Raw genomic sequence first — 20,406 nt, 5'->3', positions numbered from 1 at the left:
TAAGTAATATCAGTGCAATGTATTGGCTTTGGGTAATAAACAGCGTTGGCTTTGTGACATATCATTGAGTTTAGCTCTCTTTTCAATATATGTACCAGACTTGAATTTCTAATGTAGGCTTGAGTTCTGTGTTCTATCAGAGCACAATCTAAGAAAAATTATTAGGAGTGGAAATGGAGCTTTCAGGAATTCGTCGAGAGTACGCAAAAGATGGACTAAGACGCAGTGATCTTAATCCAGATCCAGTGGAGCAATTCAATATTTGGCTTCAGCAAGCCATTGATGCCAATATGACCGATCCAACCGCGATGACGGTAGCGACAGTGGATGAGAGTGGTCAACCTTTTCAACGTATAGTACTGCTTAAAAATGCTGACAAGAATGGGTTTGTTTTTTACACCAACCTTGGTAGCCGTAAGGCACAGCAAATCGAAGGAAACAGTAAGGTTAGCCTTCATTTCCCCTGGCACCCAATGGAACGTCAAGTTCATATCACTGGTACCGCAGAGAAGCTTAGCGCCGTCGAAAATATGAAGTATTTCACTTCGCGCCCCAAGGATAGCCAAATTGCTGCGATAGCAAGTCGTCAGAGTAGCCGTATTTCTGCTAGAGGGGTTTTAGAGGGAAAATTTTTAGAGCTCAAGAAGAAATTCGAGAAAGGTGAAATACCGGTACCCACTTTTTGGGGAGGCTACCGGATTAGACCTGAAACCATTGAGTTTTGGCAAGGTGGTGAACGTCGACTGCACGATCGCTTCTTGTTCTCTCAGCCGAACGGCCAGTGGGAAATAGATCGTTTAGCGCCATAGGTACACGCTCAATGAATGTGTAAATATGATTGACGGAATACTAAATATAAAGCCGCTTTGAACAGCGGCTTTATATTTAGTGAGGGAAGGCGGATGCTTCTTTTTCCTGCCTAATCTAACTAGTTTATTTCGCGAATAATTCTGAAACCGACATAGTTTGAAGCTGACGAAGGTGCTACGAACAACCGTTCATGTGCATAAGCCATAGCTGGTGAGAAGCTCCAAGCGCCACCTTTAGACATACCACGTTTGTCGTTTGTCCACTCCCAAACGTTACCTACCATGTCATACAGCCCCATGCTGTTTGGCTGGAATGCACTCACTGGGGAAGTGCTGGTATTTGACCATGGAGTACCACTCCAGCCTGTATTCGCTTCACCGGGTTGGAATTTATCACCCCACCAGTAATTCGTTTCTGCGCCTGCAAGTGCCGCAATTTCCCACTCGTCTTCTGTTGGTAGACGATAGGTATAGCCCGTTTGCTCGCTTAACCAACGGGTATAGGCATTGGCATCATTTTGGCTCATACACACGACAGGCGAGTTCATGTATTGCTTGAAGCCTGGATTTCTCCAATAGCTGTCTGAAATAGGTGTAATCTCAGAGTTTTTGATCGTCGTGCATACTTTAGTCAGCTCTGCATCGGTTTGGTAATTGGTGCTATCGATAAAGTGTTCAAATTGTTGAACCGTCGTCGGTGTGGTTCCTATCGCGAAAGCATGATCAAGGTGAACTTGCTTAGAACCATGCTCGCCAATTAGATATGTGCCTGGCAAAAATGTCACTAGATTCGGTGCTGAAGCGTTATTACTCAATGCATCCGCAAATATATGTCCGGCTTTTAGTTCATTTTGATTTTCGTGAAGTACGGCTCGAAGTTGGTGGTCTGAATTGACGGTGAGCTCTTGGTTGAATGAGCTGTAGCCTTCCTTCGATACTTTGACCATGTGTGCGCCTACTGGCAACATGATTTCAACTGGAGTGCTTCCATAGTTCACACCGTTAACGGTCACTCGATCATTGTATTGATTTGAGCGTACCATCAAGTTAACCCACGCTGTTTCTTTCTGTTTTACTTGAGATTCGTTGTACTGGCCTGGTGCGAAACAGAATTGAGAATCAATATTTAACAGTGAACAAGCTGTCGCTTCAGTTGGCCTAGCATCAAGCTGGACATCCATAAGAACACGGTAGCGCTTACCATCATAAAATCCAGAGTCAGTCGTTTTATGACGTAGCACATGAATATTAAGAGAGACTTTATCAAGGTTTTGCTGGACTAAGTTCTGTTCAGATGTGTCACTGATGAGTGACGATTGAAATTGCTTAACTGATTTTTGTAGAGCTAAGTCTACGGTTTGTTTATCACACTGCGCGATCGTCATAGAAGCGGCACAAACATTAGTGAAACTTACTTTCTGTTCACCAGATTGTTGCAGTTCTAGTTTCAATCGATCTGCACGAGCCCGTAGTTTGGAGTGATCCAGTTGCGTGATGCTCTCTTCGATATTATCGACGTTTGATTGTTTCTGAGTGAGACTGTTTTGTTGTTCGGTAAGACCTTGTTCTGCTTCGAGGCGTAGAACTTGGTTTTGTTTCACGTCTGCCCAAGCACTTTGGTAGGCAGACTGTGATGAAGAAAGGTCGAGCTCTGGCTCATCGATCATGCGTGAATAATCACGCTCTAAATTTGATTTAGACTTTTTTAACGCCTCATCAAGTTTTTTAGCTAACTTATTAAGCCTGTTTAACTCGTTTTGCTGCGTATCGACAACCTGTTGCTGTGTGTCTCTGTCTTTCATAGCATTCGACAGTTCGGAATGCTTAGTAAACAAAGCATCATCAACGGCAAGTACTGATTTTGGAGCGTCTTCTGCAATCGTCGATGTTGCTACCAAACCTGGCGCGAGTGCTAGTAAGAGAGCGGGTAAACCTTGTCGCATTATCTTCCTACTTCATCAAATTAACTAGTTGTTCTAAATAGAAGCGCCATCTTACCTTGGGTGACATTGAACAACCTAGGGAAAATGGCGTGTGTGTTACATCGTCAAGAAATGGGCATAGGCCTTATTTCATAACGATCAGCTCTCCTTGCTAGGACGCAGTTTTACCCAGATGGTATCACTACCATTGATAGTAAGTACGCGGCTGTATGTTTCGTATCCATTTTTTGAAACGCTTACTTGGTGGCGACCATTTGGAAGAACGACTTCGACTGGAGTGCTTCCATAATCAACGCCGTTGATGACAACAGAATCGTTATATTGGTCTGAACGAACAGTTACATTAGCCCATTTCTTATCGTTCTTTTTTGGCGTAGATGCTGTTTCACCACGTAAACAGTATCGAGGAGAAACATCGAGCAGTTTACATGCAGCCACAGCTTCAGGCTTCGCTTGAAGCTGTGCTTGAAGTTGCGTGAAATACTCATTGTTTCCTTCGAAGCCGCTACGAATAACTTGGCTTTCTTGGATATGAATATTCAGTTGAACGCCTTTTAGATTCTGTTTCGCGATAACCGATTCTGTAAGGTTGCCAAGCAGTTTTGCTCTGAAAGATTTAACAGCTTTTTGCTTAGTTAGGTGGCTGCCTTGGTTGGCACATTCACCCAGTGTCATGGTTGTAGAGCACGTTGTCTTATAGCTTGTTTCAAGCACGTCACTCTCACGCAATTCCGATTGAATTCGTTTCACACGGGCTTCAACTCGAAGTTCTTTTAAGTTTGAAAACTCAGTGTTTAGGCGAGCTTGTCTCTGTTTAACTTGAGAAAGGCGCATTTCTGCTTCAGTGATAGCTTGGCTATTTTCAAGATCATCAGCCTGATTTTGTTTTACAGCAGCCCACGACTCTTGGTATTTCTTTTGGAAAGAGACGAGATCGGTTTCTGGATCTTCAAGGAGGCGGCTATATTGCTTATCCAGTGCTGACTTCGCTCTGTTACGCTTAGCATTGAGTTCTTTCTCATCACGCGTTAATCGAGCTTGTTCATTTTTAAGCTGCTGAAGTTTCCCTCCTTCAGTCTCAAATTCTGAAGCAATAGTAGCGAGTTCGTTTTGCTTAATATTGATTTTCTCATCGATAGCTGCAACCGGATCAACCTGGTTGGTTTCTTCCGCATTCACCGATAGAGACACCCAAAAAGGGCTTAGCGCAAGCAAGAGCGCTGGGATTCGACGTTTTATCATAGGTCCCTGCAACAAATTGACGTGTTAACCCACTTAACCAGTGGAAAAGACAAACTTTTGACGACGTTCAAGGTCGTCTCATATTCTAAATATTCTTTCTATTTACACGTATAATTTATCAATAACAAGTTGATAAAAAATGTGTTCTATAGATTTTATGTCATGCATCGTCCATTTTGGTCTTTATCTTAAAATATGCAAGTCCATAATTTGATGCAGCGTCCATCTATTTCGATTGAAAGCTGGTTAACCGTAATTAATGTGCGCTTGATCATTATTCATTTTTTAGAAGTGGCGAACTTTTCAACAATGTGTTCATGCGCATATGAGTGTGATTTTACATGATTTGAAGTTATTCAAGAGAGTTATTAAGCCCGGGTATTTTGCTGTAACATGCGAATTCTGAAATCCGTAGGTCGTTGAAAATGTCAGATATGAGTAAGCCAATAAACAAAGGAACCGATGAAAGAGCCAATCTTTTGTCACCCAAACCCGCTGAACTGGTTACTTTGCCATCATTCATGGACTGCCATGATCATCAATACACTCAGATTGTGATCGGCCTAAAAGGGACAGTTGAGTTTGAGGTGTCTGGGAAAGGTAACTTAGTTGGACCTGGTCAAGGCTGCGTTGTGACTTCTGGAAATGATCATGCTTTTGGTGGCGTTATTGGTGGCTCTGATATCTTGGTTCTCAACATGCCTCCTCCAAAAAATGACGACCCGCTTATTTTACAAAAACTGAATCAACTCGCACTAGAAGATACCTATTTCCAGTTAGATGGCTCGATACAAAAACTCATTCAAATGTTGAGTGTTGAAATGCAAGCCAGCCCTGATGACTTGTTACTGAGCCGCGCATGCAACGATACGGTTATTGCACTTCTTCAACGACATATGCTGAATTATGAACCATCAAAGAAAGAGTCGCGTTTTTCTCTTGATGCCATTGATCGCTATATTGAACAGCACTTGAGTCGAAAAATTACCGTAGCGCAGTTGGCAGGCAGTGTTTTCCTTGCAGAAAGCCATTTTCATCATCTGTTCAAATCGCAGATGGGTATTACTCCGCATCAGTATGTGCTGGGAAAACGTATAGACTTTGCAAAATCATTGATCGAGAAAGGTCAGTATACGTTAGGTCAAGTAGCTGAATTCACTGGCTTTTCCTCTCAGAGTACCTTTACTCACGCATTTTCTCGCCTATTAGGTATGTCACCAAGGCATTACAAAAAAACACATAATGTTAAGTGATTGATGATTTCCGGCATAATCAGTTGTCTAATTTATCGTGACTTTGTTTAACTTCTGTTAATGATCGTAGAATACAGCAAATAACTCGGAGTTTTTGACAAGTAATCAACTCGGCCTCAAAATACACTGCCAGCCATGGTAGGAAACCTAGAGATTCTCTTTAGGTGTGAGATTGAGGAAAACCATGTTTACAGCGACTAATGTGTTGAAAGCAGAGTTTGTGGATCAGCCACTTGATGCCTTATGGGCACAAATCTCGCCACTGTATATGGTGGACGAATCACAATGGCTGGAGCAATTATTGCCCCTTGCGACTTCTTCAGATGATGAAAAACGGCTGATTGAGAGTAAGACTACTCAGCTAATCGAAGCGATACGTGCTGATAAAACGTCGATTCAGATGATCGATGCTTTGCTTCTTGAATACAGTCTGGACACACATGAAGGTATTTTGCTGATGTGTCTTGCAGAAGCACTGATGCGAATTCCAGATAGCGCCACAGCTGATGCATTAATCAAAGACAAGCTCAGCGTTGCAGATTGGCGATCTCACCTCAAAAACTCAGATTCAGTATTCGTCAATGCGTCTACATGGGGCTTGATGCTCACTGGAAAAGTGATCGGCTTATCTGAAAAAGAGTCGAATAGCCCTTCTCAAGCAATGAATCGACTGGTTAATAAGCTTTCTGAGCCTGTTATTCGTCAAGCAATGAATCAGGCGATGAAGATCATGGGCCACCAGTTTGTTCTTGGTCGCAGTATTGATCAAGCTCAGAAGAACGGTGCACCTTTAGTCAATAAAGGCTACAGCTATTCTTACGACATGCTAGGCGAAGCGGCGCTAACGACAGCCGACGCCAACAAGTACTTTAAGAGCTACCTCATGGCCATTGAGTCTGTGGGGCGTCAGGCTAAAAATCAATCGAATGGACCGTTGTCGTCTGTATCGATTAAGCTATCAGCACTGCATCCAAGATATGAAGTCGCCAACTCGAAACGTGTCTTGGAAGAGTTATACGCAACAGTGATGGAACTGCTTGATAGAGCGATAGAGCTCAACGTAGCGATCACCATTGATGCGGAAGAGGCGGATCGTTTAGAGCTTTCTTTGCGCCTGTTCGAAAAAATGTACCGCAGCGAAAAAGTACAAGGCTGGGGAAAACTGGGTCTCGTTGTTCAAGCGTACCAAAAGCGAGCGTTAGCTGTATTGGGTTGGTTAGCTGGACTGGCAAAAGAGCAAGGCGATCAAATTCCACTGCGCTTGGTGAAAGGAGCGTATTGGGATACTGAAATCAAACTGTCTCAACAAGGTGGTTTCGCCAATTATCCTGTGTATACCCGCAAAGAAGCGACGGATGTTGCTTACTTAGCGTGTGCTCGATTCTTACTGAGTGAGCACGTGAAAGGTCATATATTTCCGCAGTTTGCTAGTCATAATGCCCATACAGTAACGGCCATTTCGGTCATGTCGACGCATGATCAGTTCGAGTTTCAACGCCTACATGGAATGGGAGATTCACTGTACAACCACGCTAAAGAGGCGTTTGGCCAACCAGTCAGAATCTACGCTCCTGTCGGTAGCCATAAAGATCTTCTGCCTTACTTGGTTCGTCGATTACTCGAGAACGGTGCCAATAGTTCATTTGTTCATCGCTTGGTCGATGCTCGCTGTCCCGTTGATACGTTAACGCAGCACCCTGTCGATATGCTAACCGCTCATGCCTCTTTGAATAATCAGAGTATTCCATTGGCAAGTGATGTATTTCCGGAAAGAAAGAACTCTGCTGGTGTGAACATCGATATTGAAAGTGAAGCGACACCATTTGAGGAGCAGGTCGATTCTTTCATGAAAAAGCAGTGGCATGCCGGCCCGATTCTAAATGGCGAGAAATTGTATTTTACTCCTGAACTTGCTCAATCTGACGTCAGTAAAATAGCTGAGAACTCTGAAATATTGACAGTGACAGCTCCTTACGATCGCCGTATTGACGTAGGTCGAGTTACGTTCGCTACGTTGGAACAGGCTTCACAAGCGATTGAAGCGGCACAGTCGTCGTTTATTGAGTGGAATCAAACTGCTATCAGTGAACGATCTAAATCGCTTAATACGCTTGCTGATCTGCTTGAAGAAAACTTGGCAGAATTGGTGGCTATTTGCCATCAAGAAGCAGGTAAGACAATTCATGACGGTATCGATGAAGTGCGTGAAGCGGTCGACTTTTGTCGTTACTACGCGAAGCAAATTGAAACATTGGGGCCAACGGAGATACAGGGCTTCGATGGAAAACCGCAAATGGCTTCTCGTGAAGGGTTAGGGGTATTTGTTTGTATTAGCCCATGGAATTTCCCTCTGGCGATTTTCTTAGGCCAAATCACAGCGGCCTTAGTGGCCGGAAATACCGTTGTTGCGAAACCCGCAGAGCAAACGAGTTTAATTGCTGCAAAAGCCGTTGAGCTGATGCATCAAGCTGGTTTTGCTAAAGGAGCTATTCAATTACTGCCTGGTAAAGGCGCGGAAATCGGAGCAGCCCTAACAACACACCCAGCCATTGCAGGCGTGGCGTTTACTGGTTCAACGTTGACCGCGCAACATATCAATAGATCGTTGGCTTCTAGAACACAAGCGCCTGTTCCATTCATTGCTGAAACGGGTGGCCAGAATAGCATGATTGTTGACAGCACGGCGTTGCCTGAACAAGTGGTTCGCGATGTGGTTCGCTCTGCTTTTGCGTCTGCTGGCCAGCGTTGCTCTGCATTAAGAGTCCTCTTTGTGCAAGAAGATATCGCAGACCGAATCATTGCGTTGATTCAAGGTGCGATGAATGAATTGAGTGTTGGTGCCCCTTACTTACACAGCACAGATGTCGGGCCCGTCATTGACGAAACGGCTAAACAGAAGCTTCTTTCTCATATTGAACATATGACGGCGACAACAAAGAAAGTGGCGCAACTGAATTTAGATGAAAGCTGTGAGCATGGTGACTTTGTTCCTCCAAGTGCGTTCGAAATTAGCGATATTTCCGTTTTGGATCAGGAACATTTCGGCCCTATTTTGCATATCATCCGCTACAAAGCATCGGAACTAACACGGGTTGTTGAGCAGATTAACGACACTGGATTTGGTCTAACGATGGGCATTCACAGCCGAAATGAAACCACGTACCGTTGGATTGAGAAACATGCTCGAGTCGGTAACTGCTACATCAACCGCGATCAAGTTGGTGCGGTGGTCGGTGTTCAGCCATTCGGTGGGCAAGGCTTGTCTGGAACTGGCCCTAAAGCGGGTGGCCCTCACTATCTTTACCGCTTTTCGCGATTACAACTAACGGCCATTCAGGCTTAGGAGAAAGGACAATGATGAATCAAATTACTCGCTTTTCTGACTCTTATGCCGTTTGGGAAAGTTGGAACTTAGAATCTTATTCAAAAAGAAATGAGTGTCTACTCGCCATATTGAACAAAGTTGAAGAGACCATACCGTCTCTTGCTTCTGTGATTAAGTTCCACATGACGCACACCGATACGATGTTAAATCATACTCATCAATTGGTTGGCCCAACAGGTGAAACCAATGAGCTGTATACGTCGGGTCGTGGCGTGGCTTTGTTGATACAAGACAGTGATGTGGCGACATCGCGATTGGCCATTGTTGCACAGTTGACGACGTCTCTTCTTGCTGGAAATACGGTCATCTTATGCAGTGATGATGTCGAGCTTATTTCACTGCTAGAAACTGCGTCTCAAGAGGCTTCTTTGCCACATGGCGCATTGCAATTTGAATCGTTGGACGCGTACATGCCTCTACTTGAAACGAATGTTCGCAGTGTTGGTTATGTCGGCACCATTGACACTGAAGTTGCCATTAACCGTCAGCTAGTGGCGAAAGATGGCGCGATTGTCCTACTGACATCAGAAACTGATTTAGCTCAGCTAACAAACACGCAAGACCCTGCTTTATGCTTGCGTTTTATTACTGAGAGAACAAGAACCATAAATATAACTGCAGTGGGTGGAAACGCCACTCTGCTTGAGCTTGGAAGTGATGCTCACTAGTCATTCCTATACTGCCCTACGGGAGTGGGGCAATCATGGAAGAATATTTTTAAACAGAGGAACAACACATGGAAAATAGCTTTGCTATTACAACCACCTTTATTGCGTATCTGATCATGATGATGGCAATTGGTATCATTGCGTATCAGAGAACGAAGAACTCAACGGATTACTTTCTGGGAGGACGTTCACTAGGGCCTTGGCCTGCTGCGCTTTCCGCTGGCGCGTCTGACATGAGTGGTTGGTTATTGCTTGGCTTGCCTGGCTATGCGTATGCAGCAGGTATTGAAGCAGTATGGTTGGCAGGTGGACTGCTCATTGGTACTTGGGCGAACTGGTACATCAACGCTAAACGTCTAAGAACCTACAGCATCACAACCGACGCATTGACCCTTCCTGAATTTCTATCAAGACGATTCAATGATAAATCTAAAATGATTCAAACGATTTCTGCGTTTTTCATTTTGCTTTTCTTCCTTTTCTATACAAGTTCAGGCTTGGTTGCGGGCGGAAAATTGTTTGAAACAGTCTTTGGTCTTGATTACACCATTGCCGTTGTTATAGGCACAATTTGTGTGGTTTCGTACACCTTATTTGGTGGCTTCCTAGCCGTATCATGGACAGATTTAGTTCAAGGTTTACTGATGGCGGCGGCACTAATGATTGTTCCGGTGGCCGCGATGCAAGGTGGACTTGGCCAATTGACGAGCGACCTGAGCAGCATCAACCCTGAGTTACTGACGCTATGGAATGACACAAAGGGTGAGCCTTTATCTGCGATTGCGATCATTTCTCTAGTGGCATGGGGTCTAGGTTACTTCGGTCAGCCTCATATTTTGGCGCGTTTTAAAGCAACTCGCTCGAACAAAGATCTCACGACGGCACGTCGAATTGCTGTTTTCTGGACGGCGCTATCGATGATTGGTGCGTTACTTGTCGGTTTAGTCGGTCTTGTGTACGTTACAAACTCTCCAGCGGGTGAGTTGGCAGATGGCGAGACAATCTTTATGCTGCTTGTTAATGCTATTTTCCACCCTGTGATTGCGGGTATGCTGTTGGCTGCTATCTTAGCGGCGATCATGAGTACTGCCGATTCTCAGCTGCTTGTGTCGTCATCTGCACTGGCTGAAGATTTCTATAAGCAAATCATTAATAAAGAAGCGAGTTCAGAAGATGTCGTTCGCATCGGCCGTATTGCTGTAATTGGTATATCTCTGGTTGCACTTGCTCTTGCGATGAGTCCTGATAGCTCAGTACTCGACCTTGTATCTTATGCATGGGCTGGTTTCGGTGCGGCATTTGGTCCTGCAGTTGTACTTAGCTTGTACTGGGGACGCATGAATAGAAACGGCGCGCTTGCTGGTATCATTATTGGTGGCGTTACCATCGTAGTATGGAAACAGCTGTCTGGCGGCATCTTCGATCTGTATGAAATCGTACCAGGAATCATTTTGTCTACGATCAGCATTGTTGTTGTTAGCTTAATGACCGGTGAGCCTGAGGAAGAAGTTGCTCAGTTACACTCGGATTTTGAGAAGAAACTACAAGAATTAGAGTGATCGTCGTCGAAAGCGTTCGATTAAAGTCATCATTTGAATAAACGATGACTGTCCTCTGACGAAGTGTTTCTTAAGAGGTCTTACTATTCGCAATGTCCTGCTTTTGGCAGGACATTGTTGTATTAGATTTGAGACCCAGTCACTTTGCTAGTTGCTATTTTTGAAAAAGCTGAACTTCTTTTTGAACTTCGCTCACGTTTTTCAAACTAAAGTTTGGGTCATTGGAACTTGCACATACAGAATATGTCAATTATCAATAACCCTATTATCGTTTGGAGAAATGAAATGTCGAAGGTCTACTGCCACTGTTGCCGCAAACCCACTCACCACAAAGTGGTGATGAAACGTTGTCAGACAGAAAAACAGCCATCGGCTATTCAATCAATCCAGGCCTTATTCACTAGCCTATTTCAAGGCGATCACTACGTAAAAATGGAAAAACAAGGTTTCTGTCGCGACTGCAATAGTCGTTCAACGCTGACTGAAACGAACTTTTCAGACATAAGAGTGATCTAATCCACGCTCTCTTTACTGATAGAAACAGAGTTTAACGTCAACACCGGATACTTAGGTTATCATCAATCATACGTATGATTGATGTGCATGAACAATGGACCTAGACCGAATCGACCGTGAAATTCTAAGAACGCTCCATCTCCAAGGGCGTTTATCTATGGTGGAACTCGCCAAACAAGTAAACCTGACAACCTCTCCTTGCTCTGATCGCGTCAAAAGATTAGAGAAAGAGGGCTATATCAATGGTTACCACGCTGAGCTCAACCCGGAAAAATTGGGCTTGGATGTACAAGTCTTCATTCATATTCGGCTTGATCAAACCAGCTTTTCTATTTTTGAAAAATTTGCAGACGCTGTCTCTGAGATGCCTGAAATTGAGGAGTGCTATTCGCTGTCTGGGGATTTTGACACGATGATTAAAGTACGGGTTAAAGACATGAAAGCTTATCAGATCTTTATGTCTAGCAAGCTAGGAACCCTGCCGGGTGTCATTCAAACGAGAAGTGAAGTTGTGATTGAAGAGCATAAATGTGGTTTTGGTGTTAATCCGGAACTGCTGTCTACTCTGTAAAATGAGAACACGAGAAAAGAAAAACTGAGTATTTTCTTTTCTCGTTTAAGATCCTATTTGTTCTTGTCGTTTCTTTACAGAACCAGCGATGAGACAACACCAATTAGGCCGCCAAAGACACCACCCCATACAACGAGCCAGCCTAAATGCGTTTTAATCATGGTCTGAACCATGGATTTGACTAATGCTGGTGTTAATTCGTTCAATCTTTGATCAATGATGTTCTCAATGTTGGCTGTGATTTCACCCATCATTTCAGGACTTTCAAACTGCTCTTTAATAGCTTGCTTCACTGAGTCACTTTGGCTTATTTCAACAACGGCTTCTTGCATTTTCTCTACAAACGGTTCTTTCAATGGCACGAGCGCTTCTGTGCCTCCCACCATTGCGAGCATGCCGCCAAATGACGAGTTTGCGATAACGTTAACCAAAGAATCGAAGGTCGGGTTGAAGTCTACTTTTTCGAGTATAGGTTCGAGGTTGAGTGTTTTTTCTCCTGCCATCTCTTTGTTTAAGAATCGGTCAATATTCTGCTCTGTGAAGAACTGTTCCATCATAAGCGTTTTTATTGCGGCTTTAAATTCTTCGAAGCGTGCTGGAATAATGCCTGAGCCATATAGGCCCGGTACTTTTTCGAACAACATGTGAACGGCTAACCAGTTGGTGACAGCGCCAGAGAAGGCAAAAAGACCCGCACAAAATATGAGGGTGTTGTCAAAGCTGTAGCCCGCAATTAACACGATCAGGGCAAGGATATTGGTGAGTAAGCTCTTGTTCATAATAATAGGTAAATAAAAGGACAGTGGGGCGATATTAAGAGATCTTTTTCAATTAAAAAAGAGATTAAATTGAAATTGCATGGAAGTTAGGGAAAAAGCTAGATTTTAGAAATGCTTATTGTCATATAAGTGTAAAGATAGACTGGTAGTGAGTCACATAGTTAGCATTCAAGGTGTGAGATTGATGTAATCACAAACAGGACTTTGTTTTGTTAAGCGAACATGTTTGCTAGAATCCCGATAATTTTTTAGTGCAATGAAACTGATGGAAGTATGGAAGAGAGAGTAATAGTTTCAGTTTCGTCGATTCACGGAACTCGACATTTTCATTTTGGGAAATGGCTTCGTCATTTTCTTAAAGGGTTAGGCTATTTCTCGTTGATTGCGGTTGTCGTCACTGCCGGAGTGATCTACCACTTAATCGATGAAGTCGATTTCGCAAAATTGAAGCAAAGAGAACTTGAGACTCAGTCAATGTCTTTGACTGAGGAAGTCTCTTCACTTCAAGAGCTCAAACTGAGCTTAGAGAGTGATTTGTTGGTTCGTGAAGAGCGAATGAATTCAGTTTCCGATCGACTGGGCGACCTAGAGAAAGTACTTGGCATGAGTGATCTTGAGGCCGAAGGTGAAATTGAGTCACGTCTTGACACCGCGGCTATTACATCTTCGGTTAGAATGGTGATGTTGACTCAGATTCCGAGCGGTCCTCCTGTTCATAATGCGAGAATTTCGTCAGGATATGGAAAGAGAATACACCCAGTCACAGGTGTAGTAAAAACACATCGGGGACAAGATTTTGCTGTGAACACAGGTACGCCAGTCTATGCGCCAGCGGATGGGGTAGTAGAAGTCACAAGAGCGAGTAACAAGGGATCAGGCAATTTCCTTCGGTTGCAACACAGTTATGGCTTTACCAGTTCATATTCACACTTGAATAAGTTTTTAGTGAAAAGTGGTGATTTCGTCCAGAAAGGGGACTTAATTGCTCATTCAGGAAATAGCGGGTTGTCATCTGGTCCGCATTTGCATTATGAAGTTAGATTTGTTGGTCGTGCATTAGATCCTAGACCCTTTGTCGATTGGGGAGTGGATGATTTTGAGACCATATTCAGTAAAGTAAGAGGTATCCGATGGGAATCTTTAGTAAACAAGGTCGAGCTAAGAGTCAGCAGTCAGCTACAACTATCATCGCAAAAGGCTGCTCGATCGAAGGGCAACTCAGGTTAGAAAGCAATCTACAGATAGATGGTGCTGTTGATGGTGAAATCAAATCAGATCATACACTCACCATCAGCGAAACTGGCATTGTGAGTGGCGAAGTGTATGCCGAACGTGTTCTTGTCAACGGCAAGTTCGAAGGCACTTGTCATGCAGAGACGATTGAAATTCTTGCTCGAGGAAGCGTTGTAGGGACTATCTACAGTGATAACTTAAGTATTCAATCTGGCGGAAAATTTACCGGTGTGACTCATGCAACGCCAGAACAACAGGTCGTAGAATTAAACAACGCTAAGAGTTCGGTCGACAACAATGTTGTTGAAAGTAAGGTTGTTGAAAATAAGATGGCAGAAAAGAAGCTTGCAGATAAGAAATTGGCTGAAAAAAAAATAGCTGAAAATGCTCGCCAAGTGAGCAACGCCAAGTAATTTTTACTTTAAATACCTAAACCTACCGAAACCTCGCATTTTTGCGGGGTTTTTTATTGAAAGAGCCTTTAACAAACGACTTTATGTTACTTTAGTGGCAAGCCCACTTTCAGGGCTGTTTCAGTTAGAGTCACATATACTTGAGTTAGAGACAGTCAGTTTTATGAGTATCACTCAATTTTTTTTTCTAACGACCGATAACAAAGCAATCATGATTAAAGAATTCAACGTATGAGTATTATTGGGATTGCGATTGGCGCAACCGGTTTATCATTAATTTTGGCATTCCTTTGGATGCTGTCACTGTCGCTTCGTCGAAAGCGCCTTGAAGAAGATAGAAAACAGCGTGAGTCTGCTTATCGTAAAGCGTTAGAAAAAGCACGCCTATTGGAAAAGCAAGAGCGCTTGAGTAAGGCAGAGAACGGCCATGTTCCCACTATCCTGTTTCTAGCAAAAGAAGCGGAGAGAACCAGCGTCAAAGAGGCTTTGTATTGGTATAACAAAGCCGCGGAGTTAGACAATGTAACGGGCATGTATGGTGTGGTTCGAATCAGCCAGAAAATGCGTGAAGACGTTATTTTGAAAGAAAAATCCAAGTTTTGGCAGACTTGTATCGCTGCGATTGAGGGAGACACGAAATCTAAGTTTGAGATGGGGATGGCTTTGCTTAAAGGGCAAGGCACCTCTGTGAATATGGATAAAGCACTTGAGATGACCCATACCGCAGCGGAGGAGAATTACCTTCCTGCCATTCTTTTCTTAGGTGATTGGTGTACGGCGGCAAGCAACCCAATGCCTTCCCCTGAAGATTCAAACCACTGGTATAACAAAGCCTCCAAACTGCATAGTTTAGAAGGTCGAATGAAGTTAGGGTTGAATTATTTAAACGGTATTGGTGTCGAACAGAATCACAGCAAAGGCTGTTACTGGCTTGAAAGAGCGGCAGAAAAAGGGCACTCCCAGTCCATGTATCATGCAGGTGAAGCCTGGATTGATAGAAGTAAAACGGGCAATGCCATCGCGTACATTTGGCTATTTCTTTCTGCCCACTTTGGTTATGAACCAGCTAAGAGTTTGAGAGATAAAGTTGGGGGAAATATCGGTGTTGATTCGGTCGTGGGATTACAGTCATTAGCTAAGCCATTGATACAAAAGATTTCAGCCAACAAGGTAGGTAAACACTCGATCATTAAGGCATTGAATAAGCTTTATAAACGGGATGTGTTTATTCCTGAAAAAGTGGCGAAGCCAAGTGATAAGCTAGCTGAAGAGATGACCGAATTGACGCAAGCATTGGTTAGCGAAGTGCAAGAGATTAAAACAAATGAGTCGGGTAATGCTGCTTTTGATTATTCACAAAACCAGATAGATAAACCGAATCACTGAGTTATTTTGAATGGATAACCCTTATGGCAATGAAAAGCCCGACCTGTGAACAACAGGTCGGGCTTTTTCTGCTTCAAATTCCAATAGCCGTTGCTATCAAAAAGCGTTACACAGTCTCGTTAAGCGTTTTTTTGTTCCGCTTTGCAAACTGCAGCAGTAAATACGACATCGGTAGAACTATTCAGTGCCGTTTCTGCTGAATCTTGAATAACACCAATAATAAAGCCAACAGCCACAACCTGCATCGCGACTTCGTTAGGAATACCGAACAGTCCACATGCTAATGGGATTAACAGTAAAGAGCCACCCGCAACGCCAGAAGCGCCACATGCTGACACAGCTGCGACAACGCTAAGCAAAAGCGCGGTGAACAGATCCACTTCAATACCAACGGTGTGCACGGCTGCAAGCGTCAGAACAGTGATTGTAATCGCTGCGCCAGCCATGTTAATCGTTGCACCTAATGGGATCGATACAGAGTACGTATCTTCGTCAAGTTTTAGTTTTTCACATAACGCCATGTTCACTGGGATGTTTGCTGCGCTTGAACGTGTGAAGAAAGCAGTAACGCCACTTTCACGTAAACATTGTAGAACCAGTGGGTACGGGTTCTCTTTCGTCTTAACGTATACGATGATTGGGTTCACAATCAGAGCAATGAAAAGCATTGCACTTAATAAAACCAATACCAATTGAGCGTAGCTCGCCAACGCTTCAAAGCCTGTTGTTGCAAACGTTACTGACACAAGGCCGAAGATACCGAATGGTGCAAGGCGAATGATAAAGCGCACGATTTGAGAAACGCCGTGACTCAAGTCTTCGAATACCGCTTTGGTCGTTGAAGATGCATGGTGCAGCGCAATACCCAAGCCAATAGCCCAAGCCAAAATACCGATGTAGTTGGCATTCATGAGAGCACTCACTGGGTTATCAACTACTTTGAACAGCAATGTGTTCAGTACTTCAGCAATCCCTTGAGGAGGTGTTGCGCCTGCCGCTCCTTCAACAAGTGTCAGAGTCGTTGGGAACATGAAGCTGAGTACAACCGCTGTTAGCGCCGCAGTTAGTGTACCAATCAGATAAAGAGTAATGATTGGACGCATGTGAGTGTGTTGATTCTTCTTCTGGTTAGCGATAGACGCCGCAACCAAAATGAAAACCAATATTGGAGCGACAGCTTTCAAAGCGCCGACGAATAGACTACCTAATAAGCCTGCACTTATCGCTGTTTCCGGAGAAATTGTGGCTAAAAGGACACCGAAAACGATACCAGCTAGAATTTGTAGAACCAGATTACCTCTGGCGAAACGGGCAAAAATATTGTTGCTTTGCATAATCATCCCTGTAGTGAATAGGTATGTGGAGTTGTAATTATGGGGTTTACTGTGTGTATCGCGGCAATGATATATGAGGCGTGGTTTATGTCTATATGCAATTAAAATTTGGGATAATAAATTGCATTTTTGTTAAGTATGCAAAATTTTACACCTTTTTAGGTTGTGTGATTGGTTTTTGTCATTGTTTCTTTGAAGGTTGCCTTAATGGGTATCAATGGAAAGCAAGGAAGAAAAAAGGAAGCAATGTTGCTTCCTTATAGATATGTTAGAGCACTGTGGCACCGTGCAGTGCTGAGCCTTAGTGATGTTTGTGTTTTATACCCGCCATCACCTTTTTGATCGGCGCAGTAAAGGAGTACTTGTCGCCCGACTCTAGGGTGAACTCAACATCAATGGATTCCCCTTCAACCAGTGGCTTGCTTAGATCAAACAACATAATGTGTAAACCACCGGGTTTGAGTTCGAGCATCCCTTCTGCTGGAACAACGAGTTGAGAAATCTGACGCATTTTCATTACGTCACCATCCATTACAACATCATGCAATTCCACCTTACCAGCAACACTAGTCGATGCGCTAACGATCACCTGATCGACTGTCGAGTTGTTCATTAGGTGAGCAAACACAGCGCTATTGACTGCACCTGGCGGTGTTGCGCGAGCGTAAGGGTGATGAGCCATTATGTTCACCTCGTGAGCATGGGCATCGTGTGAACTATGGTTATTCGAATCTGAAGATGCAGAGCTGGTGGAAATAAAGGCCAACGGGCTGGCGATTAGGCTGCAAACAAGGAGAGATTTTAAGAGTGTCATGGAACAATTCCTTTTTACTGGGCGTTCATTATTGGTTTTGTAATTGGTTGATTGCTTCTACCAAAGGCGCTGGAGATAGCGTATGGGGAACTTTCGTAATTAATGTCCCATCAGGTTTGGTGAAGTAAAAATAAGAGCTGTGATCGACTGTGTAACCGAGCTCCGAGTTCTCTAATTCGGTTTTTCTAAATATCACCCCATACTGATGGGCAACCTTAGTTGTCACGTCAAGTGGTGCTGATAAGCCTTCGATCATAGGGTGAAAGTATTGCGCGTATTGATGAGACGTCGCCGCTTGATCTCGTTCTGGATCGATAGAAATGAACATAGGACGAATTTGCGCCAGTGTTTTGTCATCCAGCTCGTTCAAAGCCCCGGCCAGCATGGCTAAAGAGGTTGGGCATACATCTGGGCAACGAGTAAAACCAAAGTAGATCACTCTGACTCGTGTATCCGTCTGATCAAAGACATCAACGGGGCTTCCTTCTTTACCGAAGAATGTTGGGTTGCTTTCTTTTTCTACGCTGTTCGATGGCGTCTTTTCTACGTTTGATTGCTCAGTTATATAACTGTTAATCGCAATGCCAAAGACAAAAGCGATGACGAGTAGTAGGGACCAGTTTTTGCTCATCGTTCAATCCTTATTGCTGGAAATACAGTTTGTTGACCATCTGTTAAAGTGCCTATCCAAGTCATTTCATGCGAGGTACAAATCGGCAGAATAATCTCTGCTTGGAATTGATTATCTTGCACGGGTTTTAATACATATTTGACAGTACCCATATCCATCTCAACACCTTTAAGATCGAGCATGAGTGTTTCAGACTGAGCGCCTTTCCAGTTAACGGTGATTGTTGCTGGAATTAGTGGTTGAGCGTTATCGGTGTCTAACGTCATCGTGACAGTATCTTGCTCACAAGGCTTCGTTGAAACAAAACAATAATCTTCTAATGCGATGGATTCATTAGAAGAGGGGGATGCGAGTTGGCGAAGATCATTGGCAAAAAAACCAATAACGAGTGCGGTGATGACAGCCGCGACTTTTAATACAGGATGCATAAGAATCCATATCAGTTTTTGATGAGACTAGGATACTAGCACGCTTAGAAATATGATTATTAAGACAATTATAAAAATGTGCTAACAATCATGCGGAGTTAGGTTAACTCCGCATAGTAGGAGGATTAGGTGTTGTCTTTGTCAGCAAATTTCTCTAGGCCAAGGACTAAGCCAATTGCGCATAACATCATGACAATAGAAAGCACTAACTGTGCAGGCTCAGAGGTCACTGCTTCGAACTGAAACGGAGATAGATTTTGCTCAACTAACGGTACTTGTTCTCCACTTGAATTAGTTCTCCAGGAAAGAGTTTCTTTCCAAGGCCAAATCTTAGGCAAGGTACCTATCATCAGCCCTGTTAAGAAGATCAACGTGAAGTCTCGGAACGAGTTCAATAGTCGTGATAACAAGTGCGAGAAACACAGTAACCCAACAACGCATCCTGTTAAAAACAGCAGAAGAACATCGATTTGCGCCGCTTTAACCGCTGTAAGTACCGGTGAGTACATGCCAATTAGGAGCAATATGAAGCTACCCGAAATGCCCGGTAGAATCATGGCACAAATAGCAATCGCACCAGCCAAAACAATATTTACGTTGGTGACTTCAAGCTGCAAGGGATTAAGAACAGTGATGCTATAAGCAAAGGCTACCCCAAGAATGAGAAACACCAAGCGAGACAGTGAGCGCTGTTCGATTTGTTTGAGGATGTGAAAAATCGACACCAAGATTAAGCCAAAGAAGAATGACCACAGAGGAATTGGGTGCGTGACCAGCAGCCAAGAAATGAGTTTAGCGAGTGTTGCAATACTGGTTAATACACCACCGAACAGAGCAATCAAAAATAGGCCATTAATGTGAGAAAATGCGGCTGAAAAACCTTGCTGTTTCCATATGCGTAACACTGAGGGATTAATGCGGCGGATACTTTCTAGAAGTGTGTCGTAGATGCCAGTAATGAATGCGATAGTGCCACCGGATACGCCTGGGACGACATCAGCGGCTCCCATTGCCATGCCTTTAAGGAATATTTTGAAATAGTTCATGTTTTGGTCATGTAGTAAATGTTGGGAGCAGTATACAAACTCTTGGTATGGAAATGTATGAAAAAAACGTAGTACTTGCAGCGGCATCTAGATGCTGAGTTTTTACTCTAATGAATTCTCGTATTATTAATCCTGTTAATAAGCAATTAATGGAATAGCAATTTGCTTTTTGTTGCAATTTGCGAATGCGAAATGCAAATAACGTATAGTTTTATGCCTAAAAACCGCAAAAACTGCGATCCAAACACTCAAAAATTGGATGTAACATGTTGGCACACTAACTGCATATAAAGTAATGACCCTTCTTAAGCCGAGGGTCACCTAGCCAACTGACGTTGTTAGTGAATATTTTGTTCACACTATATATCGGCCAATCGCACCTTTGCGGTTGGCCAT

18 protein-coding genes are annotated in these 20,406 nt (G+C 43.5%); 10 read left to right on the top strand and 8 right to left on the bottom strand.

What is annotated here, in order from left to right:
* The first annotated feature begins 173 nt into the window (after positions 1-173).
* The gene (gene pdxH, locus BCU12_RS12535) at positions 174-809 is read left to right on the top strand and encodes a pyridoxamine 5'-phosphate oxidase (RefSeq protein ID WP_102404585.1); all 636 of its coding nucleotides are present in this window, start codon (positions 174-176) and stop codon (positions 807-809) included.
* A 119-nt stretch (positions 810-928) separates the two neighbouring features.
* Here the strand turns inward: pdxH and BCU12_RS12530 are convergent, their stop codons facing one another.
* Positions 929-2,752, bottom strand: coding sequence for an SUMF1/EgtB/PvdO family nonheme iron enzyme (locus tag BCU12_RS12530; protein ID WP_102404584.1), 1,824 nt, complete (start codon positions 2,750-2,752; stop codon positions 929-931).
* A gap of 138 nt (positions 2,753-2,890) precedes the next feature.
* Positions 2,891-3,994, bottom strand: a complete 1,104-nt coding sequence (locus BCU12_RS12525) for a PEGA domain-containing protein (protein WP_102404583.1) — start codon at positions 3,992-3,994, stop codon at positions 2,891-2,893.
* 425 nt (positions 3,995-4,419) lie between these two features.
* On the opposite strand from BCU12_RS12525, the gene BCU12_RS12520 reads away from it, so the two are divergent.
* The 6 genes from BCU12_RS12520 to BCU12_RS12495 all read left to right on the top strand — a co-directional run bounded on the left by BCU12_RS12520 (position 4,420) and on the right by BCU12_RS12495 (position 11,946).
* Positions 4,420-5,247, top strand: a complete 828-nt coding sequence (locus BCU12_RS12520) for an AraC family transcriptional regulator (RefSeq protein WP_102404582.1) — start codon at positions 4,420-4,422, stop codon at positions 5,245-5,247.
* A 184-nt stretch (positions 5,248-5,431) separates the two neighbouring features.
* Positions 5,432-8,590 carry a bifunctional proline dehydrogenase/L-glutamate gamma-semialdehyde dehydrogenase PutA gene (putA, locus tag BCU12_RS12515; RefSeq protein WP_102404581.1) on the top strand — a complete coding sequence of 1,053 codons (3,159 nt, stop codon included), beginning with the start codon at positions 5,432-5,434 and terminating at the stop codon, positions 8,588-8,590.
* Between the two features lie 11 nt (positions 8,591-8,601).
* Positions 8,602-9,300 carry a 1-pyrroline-5-carboxylate dehydrogenase gene (locus BCU12_RS12510; RefSeq protein ID WP_102404580.1) on the top strand — a complete coding sequence of 233 codons (699 nt, stop codon included), beginning with the start codon at positions 8,602-8,604 and terminating at the stop codon, positions 9,298-9,300.
* Between the two features lie 68 nt (positions 9,301-9,368).
* A complete protein-coding gene (gene putP / locus BCU12_RS12505) occupies positions 9,369-10,859 on the top strand; it encodes a sodium/proline symporter PutP (protein WP_102404579.1) in 1,491 nt (496 codons plus the stop codon).
* Between the two features lie 285 nt (positions 10,860-11,144).
* Positions 11,145-11,375, top strand: coding sequence for a hypothetical protein (locus tag BCU12_RS12500; RefSeq protein ID WP_102404578.1), 231 nt, complete (start codon positions 11,145-11,147; stop codon positions 11,373-11,375).
* Between the two features lie 94 nt (positions 11,376-11,469).
* The gene (locus tag BCU12_RS12495) at positions 11,470-11,946 is read left to right on the top strand and encodes an Lrp/AsnC ligand binding domain-containing protein (protein WP_102404577.1); all 477 of its coding nucleotides are present in this window, start codon (positions 11,470-11,472) and stop codon (positions 11,944-11,946) included.
* Positions 11,947-12,020: 74 nt separating this feature from the next.
* Here the strand turns inward: BCU12_RS12495 and BCU12_RS12490 are convergent, their stop codons facing one another.
* Positions 12,021-12,725: a DUF445 domain-containing protein gene (locus BCU12_RS12490; RefSeq protein WP_102404576.1), complete on the bottom strand. Its 705-nt coding sequence runs from the start codon at positions 12,723-12,725 to the stop codon at positions 12,021-12,023.
* Between the two features lie 273 nt (positions 12,726-12,998).
* On the opposite strand from BCU12_RS12490, the gene BCU12_RS12485 reads away from it, so the two are divergent.
* From BCU12_RS12485 to BCU12_RS12475, 3 genes are all read left to right on the top strand, one after another.
* Positions 12,999-13,952 carry a M23 family metallopeptidase gene (locus BCU12_RS12485; RefSeq protein WP_102404575.1) on the top strand — a complete coding sequence of 318 codons (954 nt, stop codon included), beginning with the start codon at positions 12,999-13,001 and terminating at the stop codon, positions 13,950-13,952.
* Positions 13,856-14,371: a polymer-forming cytoskeletal protein gene (locus BCU12_RS12480; RefSeq protein ID WP_102404574.1), complete on the top strand. Its 516-nt coding sequence runs from the start codon at positions 13,856-13,858 to the stop codon at positions 14,369-14,371. Before BCU12_RS12485 ends, BCU12_RS12480 begins: the two co-directional genes overlap by 97 nt.
* Positions 14,372-14,602: 231 nt before the next feature.
* Entirely contained in the window at positions 14,603-15,757 is a 1,155-nt protein-coding gene (locus tag BCU12_RS12475) for a tetratricopeptide repeat protein (RefSeq protein ID WP_102404573.1), read from the top strand.
* 119 nt (positions 15,758-15,876) lie between these two features.
* On the opposite strand, the gene sstT is transcribed toward BCU12_RS12475, so the two are convergent.
* From sstT to BCU12_RS12450, 5 genes are all read right to left on the bottom strand, one after another.
* The gene (gene sstT / locus BCU12_RS12470; protein WP_102404572.1) at positions 15,877-17,091 is read right to left on the bottom strand and encodes a serine/threonine transporter SstT; all 1,215 of its coding nucleotides are present in this window, start codon (positions 17,089-17,091) and stop codon (positions 15,877-15,879) included.
* Positions 17,092-17,392: 301 nt separating this feature from the next.
* A complete protein-coding gene (locus tag BCU12_RS12465) occupies positions 17,393-17,905 on the bottom strand; it encodes a copper chaperone PCu(A)C (RefSeq protein ID WP_102404571.1) in 513 nt (170 codons plus the stop codon).
* A 28-nt stretch (positions 17,906-17,933) separates the two neighbouring features.
* A complete protein-coding gene (locus tag BCU12_RS12460) occupies positions 17,934-18,536 on the bottom strand; it encodes an SCO family protein (protein WP_102404570.1) in 603 nt (200 codons plus the stop codon).
* A complete protein-coding gene (locus BCU12_RS12455; RefSeq protein WP_102404569.1) occupies positions 18,533-18,964 on the bottom strand; it encodes a hypothetical protein in 432 nt (143 codons plus the stop codon). The genes BCU12_RS12460 and BCU12_RS12455 overlap by 4 nt, the downstream gene beginning before the upstream one ends.
* Before the next feature lie 125 nt (positions 18,965-19,089).
* Positions 19,090-20,010 carry a DUF368 domain-containing protein gene (locus tag BCU12_RS12450; protein ID WP_102404568.1) on the bottom strand — a complete coding sequence of 307 codons (921 nt, stop codon included), beginning with the start codon at positions 20,008-20,010 and terminating at the stop codon, positions 19,090-19,092.
* Between the last annotated feature and the right edge of the window lie 396 nt (positions 20,011-20,406).

The sequence above is a fragment of the Vibrio sp. 10N.261.55.A7 genome (assembly GCF_002877365.1).
Lineage (GTDB): Bacteria > Pseudomonadota > Gammaproteobacteria > Enterobacterales > Vibrionaceae > Vibrio.
Note: the sequence above shows the minus strand (reverse complement) of the source record. Positions and strands in the feature narration are given on the sequence as shown.

Coding starts and splice junctions, on each gene's coding strand:
- pdxH (WP_102404585.1), top strand. CDS start 174: ATGGAGCTTTCAGGAATTCGTCGAGAGTACGCAAAAGATGGACTAAGA.
- BCU12_RS12530 (WP_102404584.1), bottom strand. CDS start 2,752: ATGCGACAAGGTTTACCCGCTCTCTTACTAGCACTCGCGCCAGGTTTG.
- BCU12_RS12525 (WP_102404583.1), bottom strand. CDS start 3,994: ATGATAAAACGTCGAATCCCAGCGCTCTTGCTTGCGCTAAGCCCTTTT.
- BCU12_RS12520 (WP_102404582.1), top strand. CDS start 4,420: ATGTCAGATATGAGTAAGCCAATAAACAAAGGAACCGATGAAAGAGCC.
- putA (WP_102404581.1), top strand. CDS start 5,432: ATGTTTACAGCGACTAATGTGTTGAAAGCAGAGTTTGTGGATCAGCCA.
- BCU12_RS12510 (WP_102404580.1), top strand. CDS start 8,602: ATGATGAATCAAATTACTCGCTTTTCTGACTCTTATGCCGTTTGGGAA.
- putP (WP_102404579.1), top strand. CDS start 9,369: ATGGAAAATAGCTTTGCTATTACAACCACCTTTATTGCGTATCTGATC.
- BCU12_RS12500 (WP_102404578.1), top strand. CDS start 11,145: ATGTCGAAGGTCTACTGCCACTGTTGCCGCAAACCCACTCACCACAAA.
- BCU12_RS12495 (WP_102404577.1), top strand. CDS start 11,470: ATGGACCTAGACCGAATCGACCGTGAAATTCTAAGAACGCTCCATCTC.
- BCU12_RS12490 (WP_102404576.1), bottom strand. CDS start 12,725: ATGAACAAGAGCTTACTCACCAATATCCTTGCCCTGATCGTGTTAATT.
- BCU12_RS12485 (WP_102404575.1), top strand. CDS start 12,999: ATGGAAGAGAGAGTAATAGTTTCAGTTTCGTCGATTCACGGAACTCGA.
- BCU12_RS12480 (WP_102404574.1), top strand. CDS start 13,856: ATGGGAATCTTTAGTAAACAAGGTCGAGCTAAGAGTCAGCAGTCAGCT.
- BCU12_RS12475 (WP_102404573.1), top strand. CDS start 14,603: ATGAGTATTATTGGGATTGCGATTGGCGCAACCGGTTTATCATTAATT.
- sstT (WP_102404572.1), bottom strand. CDS start 17,091: ATGCAAAGCAACAATATTTTTGCCCGTTTCGCCAGAGGTAATCTGGTT.
- BCU12_RS12465 (WP_102404571.1), bottom strand. CDS start 17,905: ATGACACTCTTAAAATCTCTCCTTGTTTGCAGCCTAATCGCCAGCCCG.
- BCU12_RS12460 (WP_102404570.1), bottom strand. CDS start 18,536: ATGAGCAAAAACTGGTCCCTACTACTCGTCATCGCTTTTGTCTTTGGC.
- BCU12_RS12455 (WP_102404569.1), bottom strand. CDS start 18,964: ATGCATCCTGTATTAAAAGTCGCGGCTGTCATCACCGCACTCGTTATT.
- BCU12_RS12450 (WP_102404568.1), bottom strand. CDS start 20,010: ATGAACTATTTCAAAATATTCCTTAAAGGCATGGCAATGGGAGCCGCT.